This is a genomic window from Bradyrhizobium sp. SPXBL-04 (genome assembly GCF_051853035.1).
GTDB classification, from domain to species: Bacteria; Pseudomonadota; Alphaproteobacteria; order Rhizobiales; family Xanthobacteraceae; genus Bradyrhizobium; species Bradyrhizobium zhanjiangense.
The window spans coordinates 3,662,664-3,685,334 of the sequence record NZ_CP182472.1; the positions used below are offsets into that span (position 1 = coordinate 3,662,664).

22 protein-coding genes and 1 pseudogene are annotated in these 22,671 nt (G+C 64.0%); 15 read left to right on the forward strand and 8 right to left on the reverse strand.

Translation table 11 applies throughout. The features are described 5' to 3' along the window. Positions 1-19: 19 nt before the first annotated feature. On the forward strand, positions 20-838 hold the full coding sequence (blaOXA, locus tag ACNJX8_RS17235) for a class D beta-lactamase (RefSeq protein ID WP_439361428.1): 819 nt from the start codon (positions 20-22) through the stop codon (positions 836-838). A 132-nt stretch (positions 839-970) separates the two neighbouring features. Further along, on the forward strand, positions 971-1,558 hold the full coding sequence (locus ACNJX8_RS17240; RefSeq protein WP_439361429.1) for a carboxymuconolactone decarboxylase family protein: 588 nt from the start codon (positions 971-973) through the stop codon (positions 1,556-1,558). A gap of 133 nt (positions 1,559-1,691) precedes the next feature. Here ACNJX8_RS17240 and ACNJX8_RS17245 read toward each other — a convergent pair whose 3' ends face one another. Together ACNJX8_RS17245 and ACNJX8_RS17250 are read right to left on the reverse strand one after the other, a co-directional pair. Then, a complete protein-coding gene (locus tag ACNJX8_RS17245; protein ID WP_249756527.1) occupies positions 1,692-2,288 on the reverse strand; it encodes a hypothetical protein in 597 nt (198 codons plus the stop codon). A gap of 162 nt (positions 2,289-2,450) precedes the next feature. After that, positions 2,451-2,855 carry a DUF4260 domain-containing protein gene (locus ACNJX8_RS17250; protein ID WP_439361430.1) on the reverse strand — a complete coding sequence of 135 codons (405 nt, stop codon included), beginning with the start codon at positions 2,853-2,855 and terminating at the stop codon, positions 2,451-2,453. A 138-nt stretch (positions 2,856-2,993) separates the two neighbouring features. On the opposite strand from ACNJX8_RS17250, the gene ACNJX8_RS17255 reads away from it, so the two are divergent. Both ACNJX8_RS17255 and ACNJX8_RS17260 read left to right on the forward strand, forming a co-directional pair. Next, positions 2,994-4,526 (forward strand): acyl-CoA carboxylase subunit beta, encoded by a 1,533-nt coding sequence (locus tag ACNJX8_RS17255; RefSeq protein ID WP_128933153.1) that lies wholly within the window; start codon positions 2,994-2,996, stop codon positions 4,524-4,526. 111 nt (positions 4,527-4,637) lie between these two features. Continuing rightward, positions 4,638-4,985 carry a hypothetical protein gene (locus tag ACNJX8_RS17260; protein ID WP_128933154.1) on the forward strand — a complete coding sequence of 116 codons (348 nt, stop codon included), beginning with the start codon at positions 4,638-4,640 and terminating at the stop codon, positions 4,983-4,985. A gap of 155 nt (positions 4,986-5,140) precedes the next feature. On the opposite strand, the pseudogene ACNJX8_RS17265 reads toward ACNJX8_RS17260, so the two are convergent. Then, a pseudogene (locus tag ACNJX8_RS17265) lies at positions 5,141-5,796 on the reverse strand (glutathione S-transferase family protein). Between the two features lie 129 nt (positions 5,797-5,925). On the opposite strand from ACNJX8_RS17265, the gene ACNJX8_RS17270 reads away from it, so the two are divergent. Next, positions 5,926-6,240, forward strand: a complete 315-nt coding sequence (locus tag ACNJX8_RS17270) for a hypothetical protein (RefSeq protein ID WP_249756525.1) — start codon at positions 5,926-5,928, stop codon at positions 6,238-6,240. Between the two features lie 114 nt (positions 6,241-6,354). Continuing rightward, on the forward strand, positions 6,355-6,639 hold the full coding sequence (locus ACNJX8_RS17275) for a twin-arginine translocation signal domain-containing protein (RefSeq protein ID WP_439361431.1): 285 nt from the start codon (positions 6,355-6,357) through the stop codon (positions 6,637-6,639). A 161-nt stretch (positions 6,640-6,800) separates the two neighbouring features. Here ACNJX8_RS17275 and ACNJX8_RS17280 read toward each other — a convergent pair whose 3' ends face one another. The 3 genes from ACNJX8_RS17280 to ACNJX8_RS17290 all read right to left on the reverse strand — a co-directional run bounded on the left by ACNJX8_RS17280 (position 6,801) and on the right by ACNJX8_RS17290 (position 9,176). Further along, positions 6,801-7,052, reverse strand: coding sequence for a GCG_CRPN prefix-to-repeats domain-containing protein (locus ACNJX8_RS17280; RefSeq protein WP_091894698.1), 252 nt, complete (start codon positions 7,050-7,052; stop codon positions 6,801-6,803). A 250-nt stretch (positions 7,053-7,302) separates the two neighbouring features. Beyond that, the gene (locus ACNJX8_RS17285; protein WP_439361432.1) at positions 7,303-8,310 is read right to left on the reverse strand and encodes an alpha/beta fold hydrolase; all 1,008 of its coding nucleotides are present in this window, start codon (positions 8,308-8,310) and stop codon (positions 7,303-7,305) included. 167 nt (positions 8,311-8,477) lie between these two features. Then, positions 8,478-9,176: an ArsR family transcriptional regulator gene (locus tag ACNJX8_RS17290; RefSeq protein ID WP_164939827.1), complete on the reverse strand. Its 699-nt coding sequence runs from the start codon at positions 9,174-9,176 to the stop codon at positions 8,478-8,480. Between the two features lie 161 nt (positions 9,177-9,337). Here ACNJX8_RS17290 and ACNJX8_RS17295 point away from each other — a divergent pair, with 161 nt between their 5' ends. The 4 genes from ACNJX8_RS17295 to ACNJX8_RS17310 all read left to right on the forward strand — a co-directional run bounded on the left by ACNJX8_RS17295 (position 9,338) and on the right by ACNJX8_RS17310 (position 12,479). Then, positions 9,338-9,646 (forward strand): NIPSNAP family protein, encoded by a 309-nt coding sequence (locus ACNJX8_RS17295; protein ID WP_128941192.1) that lies wholly within the window; start codon positions 9,338-9,340, stop codon positions 9,644-9,646. Positions 9,647-9,674: 28 nt separating this feature from the next. Then, complete coding sequence (locus tag ACNJX8_RS17300) at positions 9,675-10,025, forward strand: antibiotic biosynthesis monooxygenase family protein (RefSeq protein ID WP_128941193.1); 351 nt, start codon at positions 9,675-9,677, stop codon at positions 10,023-10,025. Positions 10,026-10,118: 93 nt separating this feature from the next. Beyond that, entirely contained in the window at positions 10,119-10,928 is an 810-nt protein-coding gene (locus ACNJX8_RS17305; protein ID WP_439361433.1) for an isocitrate lyase/PEP mutase family protein, read from the forward strand. Positions 10,929-11,117: 189 nt separating this feature from the next. Then, complete coding sequence (locus ACNJX8_RS17310) at positions 11,118-12,479, forward strand: IS30 family transposase (RefSeq protein WP_439361434.1); 1,362 nt, start codon at positions 11,118-11,120, stop codon at positions 12,477-12,479. A 53-nt stretch (positions 12,480-12,532) separates the two neighbouring features. Here ACNJX8_RS17310 and ACNJX8_RS17315 read toward each other — a convergent pair whose 3' ends face one another. Next, a complete protein-coding gene (locus ACNJX8_RS17315; protein ID WP_128933161.1) occupies positions 12,533-12,922 on the reverse strand; it encodes a hypothetical protein in 390 nt (129 codons plus the stop codon). A gap of 160 nt (positions 12,923-13,082) precedes the next feature. On the opposite strand from ACNJX8_RS17315, the gene ACNJX8_RS17320 reads away from it, so the two are divergent. Further along, complete coding sequence (locus tag ACNJX8_RS17320; RefSeq protein WP_128941195.1) at positions 13,083-13,727, forward strand: trimeric intracellular cation channel family protein; 645 nt, start codon at positions 13,083-13,085, stop codon at positions 13,725-13,727. A gap of 253 nt (positions 13,728-13,980) precedes the next feature. Here the strand turns inward: ACNJX8_RS17320 and ACNJX8_RS17325 are convergent, their stop codons facing one another. Further along, the gene (locus ACNJX8_RS17325; RefSeq protein ID WP_439361435.1) at positions 13,981-15,207 is read right to left on the reverse strand and encodes a cytochrome c; all 1,227 of its coding nucleotides are present in this window, start codon (positions 15,205-15,207) and stop codon (positions 13,981-13,983) included. A 280-nt stretch (positions 15,208-15,487) separates the two neighbouring features. On the opposite strand from ACNJX8_RS17325, the gene ACNJX8_RS17330 reads away from it, so the two are divergent. The 4 genes from ACNJX8_RS17330 (at position 15,488) to ACNJX8_RS17345 (ending at position 22,527) form a co-directional block, all read left to right on the forward strand. Beyond that, positions 15,488-18,979 (forward strand): indolepyruvate ferredoxin oxidoreductase family protein, encoded by a 3,492-nt coding sequence (locus tag ACNJX8_RS17330; protein ID WP_439361436.1) that lies wholly within the window; start codon positions 15,488-15,490, stop codon positions 18,977-18,979. A gap of 941 nt (positions 18,980-19,920) precedes the next feature. Next, a complete protein-coding gene (locus ACNJX8_RS17335; RefSeq protein WP_128941199.1) occupies positions 19,921-21,078 on the forward strand; it encodes a thiolase domain-containing protein in 1,158 nt (385 codons plus the stop codon). Next, positions 21,078-21,467, forward strand: a complete 390-nt coding sequence (locus ACNJX8_RS17340; RefSeq protein WP_128941200.1) for a Zn-ribbon domain-containing OB-fold protein — start codon at positions 21,078-21,080, stop codon at positions 21,465-21,467. Before ACNJX8_RS17335 ends, ACNJX8_RS17340 begins: the two co-directional genes overlap by 1 nt. A 199-nt stretch (positions 21,468-21,666) precedes the next feature. Next, positions 21,667-22,527 carry a MaoC/PaaZ C-terminal domain-containing protein gene (locus ACNJX8_RS17345; protein WP_439361437.1) on the forward strand — a complete coding sequence of 287 codons (861 nt, stop codon included), beginning with the start codon at positions 21,667-21,669 and terminating at the stop codon, positions 22,525-22,527. Positions 22,528-22,671 lie beyond the last annotated feature (144 nt).

Consider the following 22,671-nt stretch of genomic DNA (forward strand, 5'->3'; position numbering starts at 1 on the left):
CGATTAGCGGATACCACCCTTGATCACCCGTCGTTCCACCCTCGGCCTGCTCGCCGCAGCCGCCACCCTGCCGTCACGCGCGCTCGCTCATGTCGCCCCGCCGCGCAACGAAATCCGCGACAGCTTGGCCAAACGCTTCACCGATCTCGGCACATCAGGCACCTTCGTCGGCTACAAGGTAGAGGACTATCTGATCGTCGCTAGCGACAAGGAGCGCTCGGGCGAGGGGAAGCTGCCGGCCTCGACCTTCAAAATTCCGAACTCGTTGATTGCGCTCGAGACCGGCGTTGTCGCTGACCCCGACAAGGACGTGTTTCCCTGGGACGGCGTGAAGCGGCCGATCGAGGCTTGGAACAAGGATCACACACTACGCAGTGCGATCGCAGTCAGCGCGGTGCCGGTCTATCAGGAGATCGCGCGCCGCATCGGCCAGGAGCGCATGCAGAAATATGTCGACGAGTTCGACTACGGCAACCGCGACATCGGTGGCGGCATCGATCAATTCTGGCTCACCGGCAATTTGCGCATCGATCCGGTCGAGCAGGTCGACTTCGCCGACCGGCTGCGGCGCCGTGCGCTGCCGATCAGCAAGCGCAGCCAGGATCTCGTCTGCGACATCCTGCCGGTGACCAAGGTCGGCGATAGCATCATCCGCGCCAAGTCGGGCCTCTTGGGCGCCGAACGCGGCGAGCCGTCGCTGGGCTGGATGGTCGGCTGGGTCGAGAAGGGCGAGGCGCACACTGTGTTCGCGCTCAACATGGATTGCCGCGAACCGCGTCTCATCAGTGAGCGCATGCCGCTGACGCAAGCCTGCCTTGCCGAGATTGGCGCGATCTAGCGCTACCGCGCTGGCGCCGCTCAACTAGCATCCTCCCGCCAAGGAAAAACCGGGAGGATAACAATGAACTCAACGCCGCTCTGGCTGTCGTCGCTCACGCTTGCGGCAGCTGCCGGCTAGCTCGGCGCCACGATGTATGCCGGCCCCGCCACCAGCAAGGAGCCACGCTTTCCGCAGCTCACCATGGATCAGCTGGACGCCAGGCAGAAGCCGCTCGGCGAACAGATCATGAAGGTGTCGAGCGTCGGCATCGGCGGGCCCTACAATCCGATGATCCGCAGTCCCGTGCTCGGCCAGCGCCTGTTCGACCTGTTCCACTACCTGCGCTGGGAGACCTCGGTCCCGGTCAAGCTCAACGAGTTCGCGATCCTGATCATCGGGCGGCAGTGGCGCTCGCAGGTGGAATGGTACGCACACGCGCCGCTGGCGGCGAAGGCGGGCCTGTCGGCCGACATCATCGCAGAGCTGAAGGCCAACAAGCGGCCCTCGAAGATGGCCGATGACGAGGCGGTGGTCTACGATTTCGTCACCGAGCTCACCACCACCAAGAAGGTCACCGACGAGACTTACGTGCGCGCGAAGAAGGTGTTCAACGACCAGCAGATCGTCGACCTCACCGCAGTCGCCGGCAATTACGTGATGGTGGCGATGCTGCTTGCCATGGCGGAGGAGACCGTGCCGCCGGACAAGCAGGAACCGTTTAGGCCGGGTGAGCCGTAGGGCTCGTTATTGCGAGCGCAGCTCTCTCCACGCGTCATTGCGAGCGTAGCGAAGCAATCCAGAGTCCCTCAGCGGGAAGATTCTGGATTGCTTCGCTGCGCTCGCAATGACGGGGGCGTAGGGTGGGCAGCTCTCAGGCGGGATCGGCCGTTTTCTTCCCCGTCAGCGCCTGGTCGATCGCAAAGCCGCCGATCTCGCTCATCGCCTGCGAGATCACGTCGCCGCGTCTAGCAAAGCCGTTCGAGAGATACTCGAACTGCGTCCGCGCCAGCCGCAGCACCTCGATCGGCACGGAGACCACGGTCTCGTTGAAACTGTCGACAGAGGCGCGCAGCGTGTCGAGCTCCGTGCTGAGCTTGCCGATATGACTCTCGGCATCTTGCATAAGGCCAAGCAGCTTGCCGCGCTCGGCATCGAATGCGGCTCGCTGGGCCGCGCTCGCTGCGGTGACCTCGGCGAGCTGTGCCCGCAGCGCTGCGATCTGGCTCACCATGGCATCGCGAGCAAGCTCCGCGGCCTCGCGCAGCTCGGTGTTGCGCGTGCTTTCGACCTGCTGCTCGTGATAGAGCCGCTCGGCCGACATCGCCCGCTGTGCCAGAGATACGATCAGGCTTGCGGCACGCAGCAGCATCTCGCCGTTCCGTCCCGACACCATGCTGGCCATGCGCCGCAGGAAGTCGATGGTTTCCGACGATGAGTTCGGCGGCAGGGGGACGACCGTCGCGGACATCTCAGTGATGCTTGCGTGATGCTCGAGCCGAGGCGTAATGACCGCCGCCGTACCGACTGGGCTCACGCAACATTCGGCGCCTGATCGTGAGCTTGAAGCAAGCCTGAATCGGCTGGCCTGGTCAACTGGGCCGGACCACCAAATTTGCAGGACGCGCGCGGGTCAGGCGTTCTTCTGCTGCCCGATCCGCCCCAGATGGGTGAAGCCGAACCCCGCGGAATATTTCAGGCCATAGCCGAGCGCCCGGTCGATGCCGATATGGGCGAGCCAGATCAAGGCGATGGACAAAGTGAGGGGCGAGGCGAGGCCGAAGCCCAGCGTCAGCAGCGCCACCGGCGCCATGTAGCTGTGGGCGGCGTTGTAGACCATCGCGCCGAATTTGGCGTCGGACAGGTATGCCAGGAAGCTCAGATCGGGCACGAAGAACAGCAGGGCAAACACTAGCCAAGAGCCGTCCCACGCCCAGTAGAGCATCACCATGCCAGCGAACAGGGTGAGGCCCTCCAGCCGCAGCAGGATGTTGACACCGCCCGTCGCCGCACCAGTCTCGGCCGTTCCTTCGTCCATGCTCGCCTCCCAGGCAAAACTTTGTAATCCCTCACGCTTTCAGCCCGGACAGGGCAGCCCTGCGAGGTCGAAAGGCGCTTTCCGGCCCGCAAAATGCCGTGTTAGAACCCCGCATCACTTAAGAACTGGCGGGAGCAAATGAAACACATCCTGGACGCCCTTGAAGATCGTCGTGCCGGTGCCAAGCTCGGCGGCGGGGAGAAGCGCATCGAGGCGCAGCACGCCCGCGGCAAGCTGACGGCGCGCGAGCGCATCGAGCTCTTGCTCGACAAGGGATCGTTCGAGGAATTCGACATGTTCGTCGAGCATCGCTCCACCGAGTTCGGCATGGAGAAGACCAAGGTGCCGGGCGATGGCGTCGTCACCGGCTGGGGCACCGTCAACGGCCGCAAGACCTTCGTCTTCGCCAAGGATTTCACCGTGTTCGGCGGTTCTCTCTCGGAAACGCACGCGCTAAAAATTACAAAGCTCCAGGACATGGCGATGAAGGCGCGGGCGCCCATCATCGGTCTCTACGATGCCGGCGGCGCCCGCATCCAGGAGGGCGTCGCCGCGCTCGCCGGCTATTCCTACGTGTTCCGCCGCAACGTGCTCGCCTCGGGCGTGATCCCGCAGATATCAGTCATCATGGGCCCCTGCGCCGGCGGCGACGTCTATTCGCCGGCGATGACCGACTTCATCTTCATGGTGAAGAACACCAGCTACATGTTCGTCACCGGCCCCGACGTGGTGAAGACCGTCACCAACGAGGTCGTCACCGCCGAAGAGCTCGGCGGCGCCTCGGTGCACGCCACGCGCTCCTCGATCGCCGACGGTGCGTTCGAGAACGACGTCGAGACGCTGCTGCAGATGCGCCGTCTGATCGACTTCCTGCCGTCCAACAACACCGACGGCGTGCCGGAATGGCCGAGCTTCGACGACATCGGCCGGGTCGACATGTCGTTGGACACGCTGGTCCCCGACAATCCGAACAAGCCCTACGACATGAAGGAATTGATCCTGAAGGTCGTGGACGAGGGCGATTTCTTCGAGATCGCGGAGGCCTTCGCCAAGAACATCGTCACCGGCTTTGGCCGCATCGCGGGGCGCACCGTCGGCTTCGTCGCCAACCAGCCGATGGTGCTGGCCGGCGTGCTCGACAGCGACGCCTCGCGCAAGGCGGCGCGCTTCGTCCGCTTCTGCGACGCCTTCAACATCCCGATCGTCACCTTCGTCGACGTGCCGGGCTTCCTGCCGGGCACCGCGCAGGAATACGGCGGCCTGATCAAGCATGGCGCGAAGCTCTTGTTCGCGTACTCGCAATGCACGGTGCCGCTGGTGACCATCATCACCCGCAAGGCCTATGGCGGCGCCTTCGACGTCATGGCCTCCAAGGAGATCGGCGCCGACATGAACTATGCCTGGCCGACCGCCCAGATCGCGGTGATGGGCGCCAAGGGCGCGGTCGAGATCATCTTCCGCTCCGACATCGGCGACCCCGACAAGATCGCGGCGCGAACGAAGGAATACGAAGACCGCTTCCTGTCCCCCTTCATCGCCGCCGAGCGCGGCTACATCGACGACGTCATCATGCCGCACTCGACGCGGAAGCGCATCGCGAGGGCACTGGCGATGCTGAAGGACAAGAAGACGGAAATGCCGGCGAAGAAGCACGACAATTTGCCGTTGTGAGAAAGGTGTCGCCCGGATGAGCGTAGCGACATCCGGGTTCTTCCTCAGGTCCCGCATGTCGCTTCGCTCATGTGGGCAACTGGTTTCTTCTGATTTGGTATCCTTGATCCAATGATCGAAGACGATCCGAGCGACGAAATCTCAGATATCGAGGATCGGATCGAAGCGCTCGCCGAGATCGCCGAGCGCTGCCGGAAGTACATCCTGGCATCCAAGATCGCGATCGGCGGCGGTGCGACGCTGCTCTTGATCACGATCCTCGGCCTGTTCGGGACCGGCCAGACCGCCGCGCTTGGGTCGATCGCGCTGGTGCTGGGCGGGATCGTGTCGCTGGGCTCGAATGTCAGCACGTTGCGGCAGACGGACGAGGCCATCAGTGCCGCGGAGGCGCGTCGTTCGGCGCTGATTGGCAGCATCGACCTGCGCGTCGTCGCGGATGCGCCGATGAAGCTGGTGTGACGCGCCGCATCCACGGTGCGTAAGGGTGGGTTAGCCCTGCAGATGCGCAAAGCGCATCTGCGCGGCGTAACCCACCTCTTTTCTCTCCGCGGCGACAGAATTGGTGGGTTACGCCCAGCGGACTGCGCTTCGCGCAGCCGCAAGGCTAACCCGCCCTACGAGATCCCGCGCGCCTTATCCGCCGAAGCAAAATGCGCCATCTGGTCCGCACGGGCCTTCGCAAAGGCTGGGCGGGCCGTGGCCCGGGCGAGGTAAGCACGGCAGGCCGGGTGGTTCGCCAGTCCCTCGAAGCGGTCGACGGGGCGCAGCACGTCCGACATCAGGATGTCGGCGACGGAGAAGGACCCCGCCAGCCATTCGCGGCGGGCCAGCACCAGTTCGAGATGCTTGAGGCGAACCTCAAGGAACCCGTCCAGGAATTTCCATGCCGGCGTGTCGTCCGCATTGCCCATGAACTTCAGCATCGCCCAGGGCAGACTCGCCATCTCCACCGAATTGAGCGCGGCGAACACCCATTTCGCGCCTCGACGCGGCCGCGCGGATCTGACGGCATCAGCTTGTCGCTGCGCTCGCCGAGATGCAGCAGGATCGCGCCGCTCTCGAAGATCGAGAGGTCGCCGTCGGTCAGCCACGGCACCTGGCCGAAGGGCTGGTGCGCGAGATGCGCGGGGCCGCGGTCGTCGAATGGCACGCTTGCGACGCGATAGGGCAAGGCGGCTTCTTCGAGCGCCCAGCGCACACGGAGGTCGCGCACGAAACCTCTGGGCATCTCGGGAACCCAATCGAAGGTGGTCAGGGTGAGGTCGGCCATTTGGTGTCTCCGTGTCCTGGTTCAGATCAAGGACGCGCGAAGGGCGCACGTTCCGACACCGGTGCCAACTGTTTTTGTCGCCGGCCCATGAAGCGGCTAGTCTTGCCCCAAACAATGGGAGGAAACCCGATGCCATCAGCCTTCTTCGTCGTCCGCGCCATCGTCGCCGACGCGAGCAAGCGCGCCGCCTTCGACAGATGGTACGAGACGGAACATCTGCCCGACGCGGTGAAGGCGTTTGGCGTAGCCAAGGCCTGGCGGTACTGGAGCCTGGACAATCCCTCGCTGCACCAGGCCATGTATCAGTTCGATGACGAGACGAAGCTCGCCGCGATGCTGAAGGGTGATGCGCTCAAGCGCCTGACCGCCGACTTCAACCGCGACTGGCCCGATGTGACGCGCACGCGCGAGACGTTGGTGCTGGCGCAGGAGTTCGCGACGTAGGGCGGAGGGCTACGAATTCTCCAATTAATCTGATCACCTGATTCAGCTTTGGTTCATGTCGTGACCACGACACTTCTTCTGCATCACAGGCACGATGATCAAGAGGAAGAAGCCATGGAGCGCCGGAACTTTTTGAAACTTGCATTGGGGGTGACGGCGGGAGCCGCCGCCTTCGCTGCGACCGCGCAGGCCGCGCCGCTGTCACCGCAACGGGCCGCTGATCCCACCCGCATGCCGCAGGGCAGTTCCGATGCTCATCCCGCAGTCACCACCAGCGAGGAAGCCGCGCAGGCGAAGCCTGAGCAGGTGCACTGGCGTGGGCGCGGCCGGCATTGGGGCTGGCGCCGCCGGCACTGGGGTTGGCGTCGCCGGCGCTGGCATCGCCGTCATTACTGGTAAGCTCGCGACAATTCGCGAATTGGACGGGGATCGCCGCTGGCGGCCCCCGTTTCGATTCTGGAGCCGCTCCGATTCCACGGCGGACGAAAGTCGGCAGCGGCGATCCAAACGAAAATGGCCGCGCAGGTTGTCCCGCGCGGCCATTTTGCAAGGCGAAAGGATCAGAACGGACGGCAGCGGCCGGCGTACCAGCGGAAGCCGTAGGGGCACACGCGCGCGCGGGGCACCACGACGACCGGCGCCGGGGCGACCACCACGGGGCCGGGGCGCACCACGACCGGGCCGCGCATCGGACGGCAGCCGCCATAGGGGCCGCGATACCAGCCGGGGCCGCAGCCGCCGGCGGCGCTGGCCGCCTCGCTGAAGCCGACGACCGCGCTGGCGAGCATGACGGCGGCGAACAGATATTTCATTTGATCTTCCTTCTGGTCCTTGGGGCAGGCTTAGGGGGACGGCGCTTGCGCGCACAATGAATCAAAAGACACGATTCGACACGCTAAACCTATGCGTGCCGACACGTCGCGATCCAAACCTGCCAATCATGACCTGAATGCGGCATGAACGCTCCTTCGCATACGGCTTCAGGCGACAGCGATGGCGCTAGACTCTTTGCTTGACGCGTTTTCTTTACGCGAACCGGTGTCCACTTCGCTCGAAAACGCTTTACTGGCCAAGAAAGCCCAGCACCAGCTCCCGATACTTCTCCGGCGCCTCCAGGAAGACGAGATGGCCGGTGTCCGGGATCACCTCGGCCCGCGCATTCGGCATCTTCGCGGCAAGCGCTTTGGCGAGTTCGGCGTTCTGTCCCATCTTGGCGCGCAACGCCTCCGGCGCGCTCAGCCGACCCGGCGCGTTGTGATCGTCGGCACCCATCACGAACAGCGTGGGCAGCGTGATGAGCGGGATCTCGTGCGCCACCGGTTCGCGATAGATCATCTGGCCGGAGCTGACGAAGGCGCGCAGCCACCGCGGATAGTCGGGGCTGCCCTTGATGTTGAAACGGGCATCGATGAACGGCGTGATCGCCTCCGGCGGCAGCTTGATTGCGTAATTGGTCTGGAGTTGCTTGCGATAGCCGTCCGCCGTGAGCTTGTCCTCAGTCTCGATCATCTTCTCGGTTGGCGTCGGCGGCACGTAGAGGCGGTAGTCCTCCAGTCCGATCGGCGCGGTGAGCACCAGATGGGCGATACGATCCGGATAGGCGCGGGCGATGCGCACGCCCAGCATGCCGCCGAGGGAGTGGGCGATGATCTCGGTCTTGTCGATCTTGAGCTGATCGAGCAGCGCAATCGTGTTGCGCGCCAGCGTGTCGAAGTGAAGCTCGCCGTCCGGCTTGGATGATTTGCCGAAGCCGATCTGGTCCGGCACGACGACGCGATAACCCGCCTCGCTCAGCATCTTGATTACGGGGCCCCAGTAGCTCGACGGGAAATTGCGCCCGTGCAGCAGCACGACGGTGCGGCCGTTCGGCCGTGCGGGGGACACGTCCATATAGGCCATGCTGAGCTGCTCGCTGTCATTGACGAGCGGCAAGAGGTGCACGGCATAGGGATAGGCAAAGCCTTCGAGCGCGATGCCATAGGGCTCGCGCGGCGCGGTGTCGGCGGCGCGGGATGCAAACGGGATGCTGAAGAGGGCTGCAGCGAGTGCGGCCGCGAAGATGCGGTTCATTGAGGTCTCCGGTGTGCCCGGGCAAAAGCGCGAAGCGCGTCTTCGCGAACTTGTCCCGGCGCATCCACGTGCCAGCCGCAATAAAGACGTGGCTTGCCGGGTCAAGCCCGGCCATGACGAGAGGGGGAGTTCACACGGGATTGTGTGCCGTCACGCAGCTTGCGTGATCAGTCCTTCCCATTCCCGAACAGCGCGGCGAATTGTTTCTCGCCGGTGCGGGTGAAATTCACGACGCGGCTGCCGGGCGTGGCGTCGCGCGCGGCCCATTTGAGTTCGGCGAAGCGCTGCATCATGGCGGCCCCCAGCGTGCCGGCGAGATGATGCCGCCGCTCGCTCCAGTCGAGACAGGCCTTGCACACCGGGCGGCGCGGATGGGTGAGCATGTCGGGCGAGATCTGCAAATGCTTGGCGAGGAAGCGCTCGCCCTCGGCCGTCAGCTCGATCTCCTGCTTCTTCTGCCTGATCAGCTGTCGCGCGCGCATGGTGTCGAGCATCTGCACGCCGAGATCGCCGGCGAGATGATCATAGCAGATCCGCGCACGCCGCAGCGCCGGATCTTTCGGCCCGGTGCGCACGCGCATGTGGCCGGTCCGCGCGGCAAGCCCCGCCAGGCCTTCGAGCACGCCGGCGACGTCGTCGTCGGTGAGGCGGTAGTAGCGGTGCCGGCCCTGCTTCTCCGGTTCGACGAGGCCGCCGGCCTCGAGCTTCGACAGGTGCGAGCTCGCAGTCTGCGGCGTGATGCCGGCCTCCTGCGCCAATTCGCTGGCAGTGAGCGCGCGGCCGTTCATCAGCGCGGTCAGCATGTTGGCGCGGGCGGGATCGCCGACCAGCGAAGCGACCATGGCGATGTCAGGCCCTGATTTCATGCTTCGATGGTAGCCGAAGCATTGCGGTAGGGCAAGGGCGTAGTCTCTCACCGCGTCGTCATTGCGAGCGCAGCGAAGCAATCCAGAGATGTTTCCGCGGAGGGATTCCTGGATTGCTTCGCTGCGCTCGCAATGACGGAGAAACGACAGGAGAGCCCATCATGTCCGTCACCGTCTTCATCCGCTACCAGCTCGATCCCTTCAAGCGCGCGCAGTTCGAGGAATACTCGAAACGCTGGCTCACCATCATCCCGAAATGCGGTGGCGAGCTGATCGGCTATTTCATGCCGCATGAGGGCACCAACAACATCGCCTTCGCGCTGATCACCTTCGAGAGCCTGGCCGCCTATGAGGCCTATCGTGCGCGGCTGCGGCAGGACGCCGAAGGCATGGCGAACTTCCATTTCGCAGAGGAGAACAAGTTCATTCTCGCGGAGGAGCGCACGTTCCTGCGCAAAGTGGTATTGTAGGCCACGACATCGTTAGCAGGAGAAGCCCATGATCGCCGTGATCTTCGAAGTCTGGCCGAAGCCGGAACACCGCCAGGATTATTTCGACCTCGCGGCCGACCTGAAGCCGCTCCTGCAAACCATCGACGGTTTCATCTCGGTCGAGCGTTTCGAGAGCCTGACCGAGAAGGGCAAGATCCTGTCGGTGTCGTTCTGGCGGGATGAGGCAGCCGTCGAGGCCTGGCGCAACACGATGGAGCATCGCCGCACCCAGGCCAAAGGCAGGGCGAAGATATTCGCCGATTATCATTTGCGCATCGCCAGCGTCATCCGTGACTATGGCATGAACGATCGGGAGCAGGCGCCGAAGGACAGCCGCGCGGTGCACGACGCGCACTAGCGCTGCAGGGCATGCACTAGCGCTGCCCGGGCGCGCTACTAGCGCTGCCTTGAATGCGCGCCTATGTCTTCGCGGCCAATAAGGGAGAGAAACATGCATGTGACAACCGCTGACAAGCGCGCAACCTTCAGGAAGATGCACGAGAGCGGCTGCTTCATCCTGCCCAATCCGGTCGATGTCGGCAGCGCCAAAGCATTGCAGCATCTCGGCTTCAAGGCGATTGCGTCATCGAGCGCGGGCTTTGCCTGGACCATCGGCAAGGCCGATAATCACGTCAGCGTCGAGGACGTCTGTCAGCATCTGGCAGCATTGAGCTCCGCCGTCGACATCCCCGTCAACGCGGATTTCGAGGGCGGCTTTGCCGTCGAGCCCGACAAGGTCGCCGACAATGTCGAGCGCTGCGTGCGCACCGGCGTTGCCGGCCTGTCGATCGAGGATTCCACCGGCGACAAGGCCAAGCCGCTCTACGACCGCGCGCTCGCGGTCGAGCGGATCAAGGCCTCGCGCAAGGCGATCGGCGACAGCGGCACGCTGCTGGTCGGCCGCTGCGAGGCGTATTTGTGGGGTGTGACCGACCTCAAACTGGTCATCGACCGGCTCACCGCTTATGCGGACGCCGGCGCCGATTGCCTCTATGCGCCGGGCCTGAAGAGCCGCGAGGACATTGCGGCGGTGGTGAAGGCGGTGCATCCAAAACCGTTCAATCTCCTGATCGGCGGCGCCGGCCTGTCGTTGCAGGAGGCCGCCGATCTCGGCGTGCGCCGCATCAGCGTCGGTGGCTCGCTCGCCCGCGCCGCCTGGGGCGGTTTCATGCGGGCGGCGAAGGAAATGGCGGAGCAGGGAACCTTCACCGAGCTCGGCAACGGCTATTCTGGCGGCGAGCTCAACAAGATGTTCAGCTGACCCAAACGAAAAGCGGCGGGATCTGGGGTCCCGCCGCTCTCGCATCCTCTCGCTGTCATGCCCCCGTGCGCAATTGCGCACCGGGGGCGGGGTATCCAGTACGCCGCGGCTTCTCGATTTAGCCACGACTATCTCGGAGTACTGGGCGGATTCAACCGCTCGTCGCAACACTCCAGCAAGGAGGTTGCGATGGAGAGCTGTGTGCGGGTGGGTCGTGCTCAGAAGGCCCTGCGAGAGCATTACAGACCGTTCTGGGGCGCGATTGCCTCGGGGCGATCGAGCGAGGATGCTTCGATTGAGGCCGGGGTGTCGCCGGCGGTCGGAGTGCGCTGGTTCCGGAGGGCGGGCGGTATGCCGCCAACACATTTGTCGCGGTCGTCAAAACCCTCATCAGGGCGCTACCTCTCGTTCGCCGAGCGTGAGGAGATCGCCATCTTGCGCGCGCAGGGGCATGGGGTGCGAGCCATAGCTCGCCAGCTCGATCGGCCGCCATGCACGATCTCTCGTGAGCTCCGACGCAATGTGGCGCGTCGCCACGGCGCTGCAGAGTACCGCGCGACCACGGCACAATGGCGCGCTGATCGATCCGCCCGACGACCCAAATTGGCGAAGTTGGCAATCAATCCGGCCCTGCGGGATTATGTGCAAGACCGGCTTGCCGGTATGATCGCCAAGCCGGACGGGAAGCCCCTCCCTGGCCCGAAGGTGGTGTGGAAGGGGCGCCGGGCTGTACATCGGCAAAACCGGCGCTGGGCGACGGCATGGAGCCCGGAACAGATTTCGCGGCGACTTCGGCTCGACTTCCCCGAGGATGAGACGATGCGCATCAGTCACGAGGCGATCTATCAGGCGCTTTATGTGCAGGGACGAGGGGCTTTGCGTCGCGAACTGACGGCCTGCTTGCGCACCGGGCGGGCGTTGCGGATGCCAAGGGCGCGCGCGCGTAAAGGCCGAAGCTTTATTCCTTCCGAGATCATGATCAGTCAGCGTCCGGCGGAGGCCGCCGATCGAGCTGTGCCGGGCCACTGGGAAGGTGACCTCATTATGGGCCTTGGAAGCTCCGCGATCGGCACTCTGGTGGAGCGCACGACCCGTTTTACCATTCTGCTGCATCTACCGCGCATGACGGGCCAGGAACAGGAAGCTGGGGTGAAGAAAGCACTCGCCGGACATGGCGCTGAGGCCGTGCGCGATGCCATCACCCGCGCAATCGTCACCATGCCAGAGCAACTGCGTCGGTCACTGACTTGGGATCAAGGAGCCGAGCTGGCACAGCATGCACGTCTGAGGATCGATGCAGGCGTACAGGTCTACTTCTGCGACCCTCATAGCCCATGGCAGCGCGGCACCAACGAGAACACGAATGGGTTGCTGCGTCAGTACTTTCCAAAAGGGACCGATCTCAGCATGCACAATGCCGAGGACCTCGAGGCCGTGGCTCTCGCACTCAATACCAGGCCCAGAAAGACGCTCGGCTGGAAAACACCCGCCGAAACTCTCGACCAATTGTTACGGGTGAGCGATACACGGAGTGTTGCGACGAGCGGTTGAATCCGCCCTGGGTCGCCCGGTCAAGCCGGGCGACGACAGCTATCGTGTTACTTTTACTTCGCGCCGTCAGACGGCGTCTGCGTATCCGGGGCCGGCTTGCTCGGTGCCGCACCCGTGGTCACGCCCGGCCCGGCGTTGTTGCGCGGCGTTACGTCGCGCATACCGGGAGGCGAGGCCGGATTGGTCGGCTGCGTCTGCGCGGTTTGCGAGGCCGGTGTGTTGCTGGCCTGGTTGGTCGTGCTGGTATTGTTCAGGCCGTAGAACACGGCACCCAGCACTAGCGCAATCGCAACGGCAAACAGCGCAACTTTGCCACTGGAGGCGGGGCCTTCGCCAAGTTCGGGATCGGCCTGAAGGTCGGCGTCCCGGCGCGCCGCGCGAAGATACTCATCGTCGGCGAGGTTCGGGCGGTACGGATCGTTGGGAAAACGGTCGTCAGCCATCGATAGGTCTCCTCGGGTTATTGCCGCGGGACAACCCGTAGATGCGAGATTCTGTTCCCGGCGCTTTATGCTTTCGTCGCATGTTGCTCCCGCCAAGGGAATCAGGAACCTGTCCAGGGAACCGTGGACGAAGTTCCATGGCGGACCGGGGAACAAATCCATGTGGAGCCTGCCGCCGACCGACAGCGTGCTGCATCTTCTGGCGTTCGTCGCCTTGACGGCGGAGGGCATGACGGCCGCACTGGCCGCCGGTCGGCGCAGCATGGACTATGTCGGCGTTTGTCTTCTCGCCTGCGTAACCGCGCTTGGCGGCGGCACGCTGCGCGACCTGTTTCTCGGGCACTATCCGCTGGTGTGGGTCGCCAACCCGATCTACCTCGCGCTGCCGGGCGGGGCAGCGCTGCTGACGATCCTGATCGCGCGGCTGGTGCATCGGCTGCATCTCGCCTTCATCGTGCTCGATGCCATCGGCCTCGTCGTCTTCACCATGATCGGCTGCAACGTCGGCTGGCAGATGGATGCCTCGCTGCCGATCGTGATCGTCTCGGGCATGGTGACTGGCTGCGCCGGCGGCGTGTTGCGCGACGTGCTCTGCAACGACGTGCCGCTCTTGTTCCGATCCGAGCTCTACGCCAGCGTCTCGGTCGTGACCGGGCTGTTCTACGCCACCGCCTTCGGTCTCAATCTCAATGCCGAGCTCTGGACGATCTTGACCTTCGTGCTCGGCCTCAGCTTCCGTCTGCTCGCGGTGCGCTACAGCTGGGAGATGCCGAAATTCGTGTTCACGGGAGATGAAAAGAGATAGCGCGCTCTCTTCGCCTTGCCCCGCTTGCGGGGAGAGGCCGACGCGCGAAGCGCGGCGGGTGAGGGGGAGTTTTCGCGAGTCAAGCTGGTCGGCATACGGACAGGTCCATCCACCTCGTCATTGCGAGCCAACGGGTCCGCGCGAAGCGCGGCCCGATGACAGGCTCCGCGAAGCAATCCAGAATACCTCCGCGGAAAGACTCTGGATTGCTTCGCTGCGCTCGCAATGACGGAGGGGAGGCGACAGCGCGAATCTACGGCTCCGCCTTCCTCGCCTTCGCCACCTGCGACGGCGTCACCAGCGGGCCCGCATTGCCCCAGGAATTGCGCATGTAGTTCGTCACCGCGGCGATCTCGCCGTCGGACAATTGCTTGGCATAGGCCGGCATCTCGCCGGTGTTGGGTGCGCGCGGCGTCGTCACGGTGTGGGCGCCGTCGAGGATGATGCGCAAGGTGGAGGACGGATTGATCGATTGCAGCAGCGCGTTGCCGGGCAGCGGCGGATAGATCCGCGGGCTGCCTGTACCGTCGGCCTCATGGCAGGCGACGCAGAGCTTTGCGTAGACCGCCTGACCGGCCTTCATCTCGGCATCATCGGGCGGCGTCACGATGGTCTCGCGCCGCGCCGGCGGCAGGCTCTTCAGATAGACCGCGATCGCTTGCACATCGGCCTTGCTCATCTTCGAGGTCGAGTTGACGACCACCTCCGCCATCGGTCCGCCGGCATGGCTCTTGGCGTTGCGGCCGCTTTGCAGATATTCGGTGATATCGTCGGCGCTCCACGACTTCAGCCCGGTGCGCGCGGCGCCGTCGAGCCTTGGTGCATACCAGCCGCCGATCTCGCTGCCGGATAGCGCCTGCGCCTGCTTGTCCACGCCAAAATAGTTCTTCGGCGTATGGCAGGCGCCGCAATGACCAAGACCGGTAACGAGATAGCCGCCTCTGTTCCACGCGGCGCTCTGGCTCTGGTCCGGCTCGAACAGGCCGGGCTTGAAGTACAGATAGTTCCAGACCCGCATCAGGCCGCGATAGCCGAACGGCCAGCGCAGCTCCGGCGGCTTGTTGCGGTTAGCTAGGGGCGCCAGCGTTCCCAGATAAGCCCGGATCGCCAGCGTGTCGTCCTTCGTCATCCGTGTGAAATAGGGATAGGGAAACGCCGGATAGTAGTTCGAACCATCAGGCGCGACGCCATAGCGCACGGCGCGCGTGAAGTCGGCATCGGTCCAGGCGCCGATCCCGGTGTCGCGGTCAGGTGTGAGGTTCGGCGCATAGATCGCACCGAAGGGCGTGTCGATGCGCTTTCCGCCCGCGAACGGCTTGGCCGGATCGGCGGTGTGACAGCCGGCGCAGCCACCGGCCTCGACCAGCGTCTTGCCGTAGGCGATCAGCTCCGGCGAGGGCTCGGCGGCGCGGGCCGCGCTTCCAACTGCACTGCACAACGCCAAACCCACGAGAGCCGAGCCAACCAGAATCGTCCGCATCGAAAGCCTCTCCTGCCACCAATCGCCCGCATCTGGCATGACGGGGCATCAATTCATTTCGCGACGGCGGGGGTATGGTGACACAAATTGAAAATGCCTAGCGTGTTTCAGGCCACGAAATTGCGATTTTTACCCGGCGCTTCGTTTGGCCGAGATTTGTGATGCGGAGCGTTAAATATCCGACATAAAGTGGCGGAGGTGGTCGGCGCGCCCTAGCTAAAAACGACGGGCAGGCAACGGCTTAAGTGGCCAAACGCCAAGAAGGGTGGAAGAGGACAGCATGGGCATCAACCAGGGTCCGATCAGTCTCGATCAGAAATATACCCAGCAAACTGGACACGTCTTCACCACCGGCATTCAGGCGCTGGTGCGCCTGCCCATGGCCCAGATTCGGCGCGATCGCGCCAATGGCCTCAACACCGCGGGCTTCATCTCGGGCTATCGCGGCTCGCCGCTCGGCGGTTATGACCAGCAGCTCTTCGCGGCGCGAAAGCATCTCGAACAGTACAACGTCAAGTTCCAGCCCGGCGTGAACGAGGACCTCGCGGCGACCGCCGTGTGGGGCTCGCAGCAACTCAACCTCTCGCCCGGCGCCAAATATGATGGCGTCGTCGGCATCTGGTACGGCAAGGGCCCCGGCGTCGACCGCTGCGGTGACGTGTTCCGCCACGGCAATGCTGCCGGCTCGGCCAAGAACGGCGGCGTCTTGTGTCTTGCCGGCGACGACCACGGCGCAAAATCCTCCACCGTCCCGCATCAGTCCGACCATGCCTTCATCTCGGCGCTGATGCCGTATCTCTATCCCTCGAGCATTCACGAGATGATCGAGATGGGTCTGCTCGGCATCGCGATGTCGCGCTACTCGGGCTGCTGGGTCGGCATGAAGGTGATCACGGAGACGGTGGAGACCACCGCCGAGATCGACCTCACCGACGAGATGAAGCCCTTCATCATCCCCTCCGATTTCGAGCTGCCGCCCGGCGGCCTCAATCTGCGCTGGCCCGACGACCGTTTCGAGCAGGATCGCCGCCTGCAGGACTACAAGGGCTTTGCCGCGATTGCCTTTGCGCGCGCCAACAGGGTCAACCGCATCACCATGGATTCGCCGAACGCCCGCTTCGGCATCATGGCATCGGGCAAGAGCTATGAGGACGTACGGCAGGCGCTGCGCGAGCTCGGCATTACCGAGGAGGTCGCCGCCAAGATCGGCCTGCGCCTCTACAAGATCGGCATGCCCTGGCCGCTGGAGCCGGAAGGCGTACGGCAGTTCGCCATCGGGCTCGAAGAGATCTTCATCGTCGAGGAACGCCGAGAGATCGTCGAGAATCAGGTCAAGCAGGAGCTGTTCAACTGGCGTGACGACGTCCGTCCGCGCATCGTCGGCAAGATGGACGAGCACGACAAGCGTTTTTTGACCTTCGCCGCCGAGCTCAGCGTCGCCTCGCTTGCGACCTCGCTCACAGAGCGGCTGCTTCGACTTAATCTCAACCCTGAAATTGCGGAAATGCTCCGCGTCAAGGCCGACTGGTTCAACGGCCGCCAGGCCACGCAGATGCAGGCGGTCGCGCCTGTCTCCCGTACCCCCTATTTCTGCTCCGGCTGTCCCCACAACACCTCGACGAAAGTCCCCGAAGGCAGCCGCGCGCTTGCCGGCATTGGCTGCCACTTCATGGCGCTGTGGATGGATCGCTCGACCGAGACCTTCACGCATATGGGCGGCGAGGGCGTGCCGTGGGTCGGCATCGCGCCGTTCACCAACGAGAACCACATCTTCGCGAATCTCGGTGACGGCACCTATTTCCATTCGGGCATTCTCGCCATCCGCCAGGCGATCGCCTCCAAGGCCAACATCACCTACAAGATCCTCTACAACGACGCCGTTGCCATGACCGGCGGTCAGCGCCATGACGGCGATCTCTCGCCGCAGCAGATCACCCAGCAGCTCTACGCCGAAGGCATCCGCGAGCTCTATCTGGTCTCGGAAAACCCCGACGCTTACCCGGCCGACACCATCGCCCCCGGCGTGAAGAAGTATCACCGCGACGAGCTCGACAACGTCATGAAGATGTGCCGCGAATACAAGGGCACGTCTGCGATCGTGTTCGTGCAGACCTGCGCGGCCGAGAAGCGTCGCCGCCGCAAGCGCGGCCTGATGGAAGATCCGGCGCGCCGGGTCATGATCAACCCGGCGGTGTGCGAAGGCTGCGGCGACTGCTCGGTGCAGTCGAACTGCATCTCGGTCGAGCCGCTGGAGACCGAGTTCGGACGCAAGCGCGCCATCAACCAGTCGTCCTGCAACAAGGACTATTCCTGCCTGAAGGGCTTCTGCCCGTCCTTCGTCACGATCGACGGCGGTGCGCCGCGCCACCGCGCGTCGATGGAGCTCAGCGAGATCGGCGAGCTGCCGGAGCCGGCCTCGCGTCCGGCCCTCGACAAGCCCTACAACATCGCGGTCGGCGGTGTCGGCGGCACCGGTGTACTCACCATCGGCGCGCTGCTCGGCATGGCCGCTCATATCGAGGGCAAGGCCTCGATGATCCTCGACATGTCGGGCCTGGCGCAGAAGGGCGGGGCGGTGCTCAGCCATGTGCGGCTATCAGATCATCCGGCCGAGGTGACCTGCTCGCGCATCGTCACCGGCACGGCCGATCTCGTGCTCGCAGCCGACGAGGTGGTCGCGGTTGCCAAGGATACGATCTCACTCTGTGACTCCAGCCGCACGCACGGCATCATCAACAGCCACGTCATCCCCACCGCCGACTTCATCCTCAACCGCGATTTCAACTTCCAGACCCGCAAGCTGAACGCGGTGCTGGAGACGGCGCTGCACAAGGACTCCGTATTCTTCGATTTCACCAGACCGGCCGAGCAGCTGCTCGGCGATGCCATCGCCACCAACATGATGATGATGGGCTACGCCTATCAGAAGGGGCTGTTCCCGCTGTCGGCGGAGTCGATTGAGCAAGCCATCGAAGTCAATGGCGTCTCGATCAAGATGAACAAGGAGGCCTTCCGCCTTGGACGTCTCGCGGTCGCCGACCCCAAGCGCCTCGACGACATGCTGAAGGGGACGAACGAGGTCGTCGCGCCCAAGACCCTGGAGGCGATGACGCTGGACGAGGTCATCGAGCATCGCGCCAAGCATCTCACCGCTTACCAGAACAACCGTCTCGCCAAGCGTTATCGCAAGCTGGTCGACCAGGTTCGCGATGCCGCGGTGAAGGGCGGCTATGGCGATGCGCTGCCGCGCGCGGTCGCGGTGAACTACGCCAAGCTCCTGGCCTACAAGGACGAATACGAAGTCGCACGCCTCTACAGCAATGGCGCCTTCGAGCAGCAGCTCCGCGATCAGTTCGAGGGCGACTTCAAGTTCACCTTCAATCTGGCACCGCCGATCCTCAGCAGCGGCGTCGACGCGCTGGGCCGTCCGAAGAAGCGCGCCTTCGGCCCGTGGATGCTGAACGTCTTCCGCGTGCTGGCAAAATTCAAATTCCTGCGCGGCACCCCGTTCGACATCTTCGGCCGCAGCGCCGACCGCAAGCTCGAGCGCGATTTGATCGCCGGCTACGAGAAGGACGTCTCAACCGTGCTCGGCCTTTTGTCGCCGGTCACCCACGACACCGCCGTCGAACTGCTCTCGCTGCCCGACCGTATCCGCGGCTACGGCCCGGTGAAGGAGAAGGCGGTGAACGACGCCAAGGCCCGCTACGCCCAGCTCGCCGCCGACCTGGCAAACCCACCGCCGGCGCCACGGCAGATCGCAGCCGAGTAGGCAGTCCTGTAGGGTGGGCAAAGCGAAGCGTGCCCACGTCTTCAGGATTGATCTCGGCGAGATGGTGGGCACGGCGCGTTGCGCCTCTGCCCACCCTACGGCACCACCCCTTGCGTTGCCCGTCGCGCAAACACTCATGCCATGGGTCAATCCGCTAGCGGAAAAATATTCCACTTTACCGAAATTCGGAATTATCGTAGCTATCGATCACCTCATCCCAGTCAGAGGGGCGTATCGCGATCGTCACGAAACGCGGGGTGAGCGGCGGTGGACGCGGGCTGCGTCGCACGGGGATTGTCTCGCGTGCACGACGGGCGCGGTCTCGCGTACGGCAAAATCGTGTGGTCCTGGCGCCCGGGGTCTGTGCGTCAAGTTTTGCGATCACTCGCAAGGCGACGGGGGCAATAGTGCATCGCTCCCCGGGGAGAGCGCGACATAAGCCGTAAAGCCACTGCGCAGGGAAGGCCGGATGTTTGGCTTCACCTGTATGCCGCTGTGCATCTGTTCTTCGCGCATTTCGCGCACAGCGGACCGTGGGTGCCCAGCCGGCACCCGGTCTTCCCTGCGCCCTCTGTTTGGAGGGGGAGCAAGATGGGAGCAAAACTCGGGCGAACCCGCCGCGAGGATGCGGGCGTGTGTCTGCGATTTAGTTGCGAATGGAAAGAGCGACGTCGCTATCCGCGAACTCCGTCATTGCGAGCGCAGCGAAGCAATCCAGAATCCTTCCACGGAGGGACTCTGGATTGCTTCGTCGCAAGGGCTCCTCGCAATGACGACGCGGCAGGCAGGTTAGCTTCCTATCCGCGGCCGGGATTTCGGCTGGACTCCAGTTGCGCCCACCCGCTGCCCTCTCGCCCGACGGAATATTTCCGCGCTTGCCAATCAGGCCGGTGCGGTTCAGAAAAAAGAGCCAAAAAGAAACGCGAGCGGAGACCTGAAGTTTGACCATCAAGGGCAAGGCCTACATTGCCGGGATTTTTGAACACCCGACCCGGCATGCGCCGGACAAATCCACCGCGCAGCTCCACGCCGAGGTCGCCAAGGGTGCGATCGAGGACGCCGGGATCAGCAAGGACGATGTCGACGGCTATTTCTGCGCGGGTGATGCGCCAGGCGGCGCCTGGCCGATGGTCGACTATCTCGGCCTGAACACCAAGAAGCTTCGTCACGTCGATTCCACCGAGACCGGCGGCTGTTCCTACATCATCCATCTCGGCCATGCGGCCGAGGCGATCGCCGCGGGCAAGTGCTCGATCGCGCTGATCACGCTGGCCGGCAAGCCGCGCACGGGCGTGATGCCGCCGCGTGCGGCCGGCGCCGAGGTCGATTTCGAGTCCGCTTACGGCGCGACCACGCACAATGCCTATGGCATGTGTGCCATGCGCCACATGCACGACTATGGCACCACAAGCGAGCAGCTCGCCTGGATCAAGGTCGCGGCCTCGCACCACGCACAATACAATCCGCATGCGATGCTCAAGGACGTCGTCACCGTCGAGGACGTCCTGAACTCGCCGATGATCTCGGATCCCCTGCATCGCATGGATTGCTGCGTCGTCTCCGACGGCGGCGGCGCGCTGATCGTGACAACGCCGGAGATTGCGAAGAGCCTGAAGAAGCCGCTTGTGCGCCTGATCGGCCATGGCGAAGCCATGAAGGGCCCGCGCGGCGGCAAGGATCTCGACCTCACGTACTCCGCGGGCGTCTGGTCCGGCCCGCGCGCGTTCGAGGAGGCCGGCATCACGCCGAAGGACATCAAATACGCCTCGATCTACGACAGTTTCACCATCACGGTGCTGATGCAGCTCGAAGACCTCGGCTTCTGCAAGAAGGGCGAGGGCGGCAAGTTCGTTGCCGACGGCAATCTGATCTCGGGCGTCGGCAAGCTGCCGTTCAACACCGACGGCGGCGGCCTCTGCAGCAACCATCCCGTCAACCGCGGCGGCATGACCAAGATCATCGAGGCCGTCAGGCAGTTGCGCGGCGAGGCGCATCCGAAGGTGCAGGTCAAGAATTGCGATCTCGCCATCGCCCACGGCACCGGCGGCCTTCTGGGCGTTCGCCACGCCGCCTCGACCGCCATTCTGGAGCGCGTGTGATGGTAGATGCAAAAAAATATCCGGCCCCGGTGACGAACCCGGAGACCGCGGCGTTCTGGAACGCAGCCAAGGAAGGCAAATTCATGATCAAGCGCTGCACCGCTTGCGGCGAAGCGCATTACTTTCCGCGCTCGATCTGTCCGTTCTGCTACTCCGACAAGACCGTGTGGGAGGAAGCATCGGGCGAGGGCACGATCTACACCTACAGCCTGATGCGGAAGTCGCCGACCGGTCCTTACGCCATCGGCTATGTCACGCTGAAGGAGGGGCCGTCGGTGCAGACCAATTTCGTCGACTGCGATCTCGAGACGCTGAAGATCGGCCAGAAGGTGAAGGTGGTGTTCAAGCCGACCGACGGCGCACCGCTGCCGTTCTTCACGCCGGCTTGATTACTTTCTTCCTTCTCCCCTTGTGGGAGAAGGCGGCGCGAAGCGCCGGATGAGGGGTCTGTCTCCGCGGAGAGAGATTTCAACGCGGAAGCAACCCCTCACCCAAATGCGTATGTGGCCGGCACCTCGTGGCCCTCTCCCACAAGGGGAGAGGCCACATTGATGAGCGCCGGTGAAATTCCGGAGGAAGACAAACAACATGTCCGCCAGATACGAAGAACTCAAAGCCCTCAAAAACCTCGGCCAGAAATATGTCTACACCGATCGCGAAGTCATGCTCTACGCCTACGGCATCGGCCTCGGCGCCGATCCCATGGACGAGAAGGAGCTCGCCTTCGTCAACGAGGGCACGCTGACGCCGCGGCCGCTGAAGGTGGTGCCTACCTTTGCTTCCGTCGCAGCATGGGGCTCCGGCCCCGGCGAGATGAACCTCAACCGCGTGATGGTGGTCGACGGCGAGCGCGACATCACCTTCCACCAGCCGCTGCCAGTCGCCGCGCACATCACCGCCGATTCCTCCGTGCTCGAGGTCTACGACAAGGGCAAGGACAAGGGCGTCGTGATCAGTCACCAGACCGTGCTGAAGAACGAGAAGGGCGAGAAGCTGGCTACTCTGGTGGCCTCGCGCTTCGCCCGCGGCGATGGCGGCTTTGGCGGGCCGAACCTGACCCAGCCAGATCCGCACAAGATTCCGTCGCGCAGCCCCGACAAGACCATCGACATCACGACGCGTCCCGACCAGGCGCTGGTCTATCGCCTCTGCGGCGACCGCAACCCGCTGCACTCGGATCCCGAGTTCGCCAAGAAGGCCGGCTTCCCGCGCCCGATCCTGCACGGCATGTGCACCTACGGCATCACCTGCCGCGGCGTGCTGCAGACCTATGCCGATTACGACGCTTCCGCCTTCCGCCAGCACGTCGCGCGGTTCTCTTCGCCGGTCTATCCCGGCGAGACCGTGACCATGGACCTCTGGAAGGACGGCAACACGATCTCGTTCGAAGCCAAGGTGAAGTCGCGCGGCGTCACCGTGATCAAGAACGGCAAGACGGTGCTGGGTTAGCAACACGGTACGGCCGCCGTCTCCCTCGCCCCGCTCTGCGGGGAGAGGGCGGAGTGAGGGGCTCTCACCACGAGAAGGGACGGTATTGAGACCTGTACCCCCTCATCCGGATCGCAAGGGCGATCCGACCTCTCCCCGCAAGCG

Excerpts from the sequence above, each read along its gene's own strand:
- ACNJX8_RS17240 (WP_439361429.1), top strand. The coding sequence starts at position 971 with ATGTATGCCGGCCCCGCCACCAGCAAGGAGCCACGCTTTCCGCAGCTC.
- ACNJX8_RS17245 (WP_249756527.1), bottom strand. The coding sequence starts at position 2,288 with ATGTCCGCGACGGTCGTCCCCCTGCCGCCGAACTCATCGTCGGAAACC.
- ACNJX8_RS17250 (WP_439361430.1), bottom strand. The coding sequence starts at position 2,855 with ATGGACGAAGGAACGGCCGAGACTGGTGCGGCGACGGGCGGTGTCAAC.
- ACNJX8_RS17255 (WP_128933153.1), top strand. The coding sequence starts at position 2,994 with ATGAAACACATCCTGGACGCCCTTGAAGATCGTCGTGCCGGTGCCAAG.
- ACNJX8_RS17260 (WP_128933154.1), top strand. The coding sequence starts at position 4,638 with ATGATCGAAGACGATCCGAGCGACGAAATCTCAGATATCGAGGATCGG.
- ACNJX8_RS17270 (WP_249756525.1), top strand. The coding sequence starts at position 5,926 with ATGCCATCAGCCTTCTTCGTCGTCCGCGCCATCGTCGCCGACGCGAGC.
- ACNJX8_RS17275 (WP_439361431.1), top strand. The coding sequence starts at position 6,355 with ATGGAGCGCCGGAACTTTTTGAAACTTGCATTGGGGGTGACGGCGGGA.
- ACNJX8_RS17280 (WP_091894698.1), bottom strand. The coding sequence starts at position 7,052 with ATGAAATATCTGTTCGCCGCCGTCATGCTCGCCAGCGCGGTCGTCGGC.
- ACNJX8_RS17285 (WP_439361432.1), bottom strand. The coding sequence starts at position 8,310 with ATGAACCGCATCTTCGCGGCCGCACTCGCTGCAGCCCTCTTCAGCATC.
- ACNJX8_RS17290 (WP_164939827.1), bottom strand. The coding sequence starts at position 9,176 with ATGAAATCAGGGCCTGACATCGCCATGGTCGCTTCGCTGGTCGGCGAT.
- ACNJX8_RS17295 (WP_128941192.1), top strand. The coding sequence starts at position 9,338 with ATGTCCGTCACCGTCTTCATCCGCTACCAGCTCGATCCCTTCAAGCGC.
- ACNJX8_RS17300 (WP_128941193.1), top strand. The coding sequence starts at position 9,675 with ATGATCGCCGTGATCTTCGAAGTCTGGCCGAAGCCGGAACACCGCCAG.
- ACNJX8_RS17305 (WP_439361433.1), top strand. The coding sequence starts at position 10,119 with ATGCATGTGACAACCGCTGACAAGCGCGCAACCTTCAGGAAGATGCAC.
- ACNJX8_RS17310 (WP_439361434.1), top strand. The coding sequence starts at position 11,118 with ATGGAGAGCTGTGTGCGGGTGGGTCGTGCTCAGAAGGCCCTGCGAGAG.
- ACNJX8_RS17315 (WP_128933161.1), bottom strand. The coding sequence starts at position 12,922 with ATGGCTGACGACCGTTTTCCCAACGATCCGTACCGCCCGAACCTCGCC.
- ACNJX8_RS17320 (WP_128941195.1), top strand. The coding sequence starts at position 13,083 with ATGTGGAGCCTGCCGCCGACCGACAGCGTGCTGCATCTTCTGGCGTTC.
- ACNJX8_RS17325 (WP_439361435.1), bottom strand. The coding sequence starts at position 15,207 with ATGCGGACGATTCTGGTTGGCTCGGCTCTCGTGGGTTTGGCGTTGTGC.
- ACNJX8_RS17330 (WP_439361436.1), top strand. The coding sequence starts at position 15,488 with ATGGGCATCAACCAGGGTCCGATCAGTCTCGATCAGAAATATACCCAG.
- ACNJX8_RS17340 (WP_128941200.1), top strand. The coding sequence starts at position 21,078 with ATGGTAGATGCAAAAAAATATCCGGCCCCGGTGACGAACCCGGAGACC.
- ACNJX8_RS17345 (WP_439361437.1), top strand. The coding sequence starts at position 21,667 with ATGTCCGCCAGATACGAAGAACTCAAAGCCCTCAAAAACCTCGGCCAG.